The sequence below is a fragment of the Streptomyces lushanensis genome (assembly GCF_001700515.1).
Classification (GTDB): domain Bacteria; phylum Actinomycetota; class Actinomycetes; order Streptomycetales; family Streptomycetaceae; genus Streptomyces; species Streptomyces lushanensis.
This window is the reverse complement of sequence record NZ_MAUD01000331.1, coordinates 310-1,604: the sequence shown is the minus strand read 5'-3', so window position 1 is coordinate 1,604 and position 1,295 is coordinate 310. Positions and strand designations below refer to the sequence as shown.

General features: G+C 69.6%; 1 protein-coding gene and 1 pseudogene. Both read left to right on the top strand.

The window, feature by feature from the left end; genetic code table 11:
- Nucleotides 1–458: pseudogene (locus BFF77_RS37105) on the top strand (FHA domain-containing protein); the annotation flags it as partial.
- A 2-nt stretch (nucleotides 459–460) separates the two neighbouring features.
- A partial coding sequence (locus BFF77_RS37100) for an ATP-binding cassette domain-containing protein (RefSeq protein ID WP_245703687.1) occupies nucleotides 461–1,295 on the top strand: 835 nt, incomplete at both ends.

Sequence of the window (1,295 nt, the reverse complement as noted above, 5' to 3'; positions counted from 1 at the left end):
GTCCAGGTCGTACACCCTCGGCCGCGATCCCCAGGGTGACCTGGTCATCGACGACGCCAGGGTCTCGTGGCGCCACGCCACCATCAGCTGGGGCGGGCAGAACTGGGTCATCGAGGACCACGGCAGCACCAATGGCACCTACGCGCAGGGCCGGCGTATCCAGCGGCTGGACATCGGGCCCGGCTCGGCCGTGTATCTCGGCAACGCCACCGACGGACCCCGGCTCAGCCTCACCGGCGGCGGAGCGGCGGGCGCGGGTACGTACGGCACGCCGGGACCCGCCCGGACGCAGCAGGCGGAACAGGGCCGGCAGCAGGCTCAGCAGGCGCCCGTCCAGGGACAACAGTCCTGGCAGCAGCCGCAGTCGGCGCAGCAGCACGGCCACGTCCCCCAGCAGCAGGGTCATCCGCCGCGGCAGGAACAGGTGCCGCACCAGCAGGGCCCGCACCAGGGCGGCGNNTCCCCGGCGGCGCCGCGGGGGCACCACCGGTGTACGGCGACCGCAGCCCGACCACGTTCCACCAGTTCTCCCTCGGCCGGGTGATGCGGATCGGCCGTGCGCTGGAGAACGAGCTGGTCGTCTCCGACCTCCAGGTCTCGCGGCTGCACGCCCAGTTCACGGCGACGCCCGACGGCCGGTTCGAGATCAGGGACCTCGGTTCCCACAACGGCACCTATGTCAACGGCCAGCCGATAGCGAAGTCCGGCACCGTACTCCTCGGCCCCAACGACATCGTCGGCGTCGGTCACTCCGCCTTCCGTCTCGTCGGCGACCGGCTCGAAGAGTTCGTCGACACCGGTGAGGTCTCCTTCTCCGCCCGTCATCTCACGGTCACCGTCGACGGCGGCAAGCAGATCCTCAAGGACGTCTCCTTCGGCGTCCCGGAGAAGTCGCTGGTCGCGGTCATCGGCCCGTCCGGCTCGGGCAAGTCCACGCTGCTCAAGGCGCTCACCGGCTACCGCCCCGCCGACCAGGGCGATGTCCTCTACGACAACCGGAATCTCTACAAGCAGTTCGCCGAGCTGCGGCAGCGCATCGGTCTGGTCCCGCAGGACGACATCCTGCACAAGGAGCTGACCGTCAGAAAGGCGCTCAAGTACGCGGCCAAGCTGCGCTTTCCCGGCGACACCGCCGAGGCCGAGCGCGAGGCGCGTATCGACGAGGTGCTGCGCGAGCTGAAGCTCGACATCCACAAGAACAAGAAGATCACCTCGCTCTCCGGCGGTCAGCGCAAGCGCGTCTCCGTGGCCCTGGAGCTGCTCACCAAGCCGTCGCTGATCTTCCTGGACGAGCC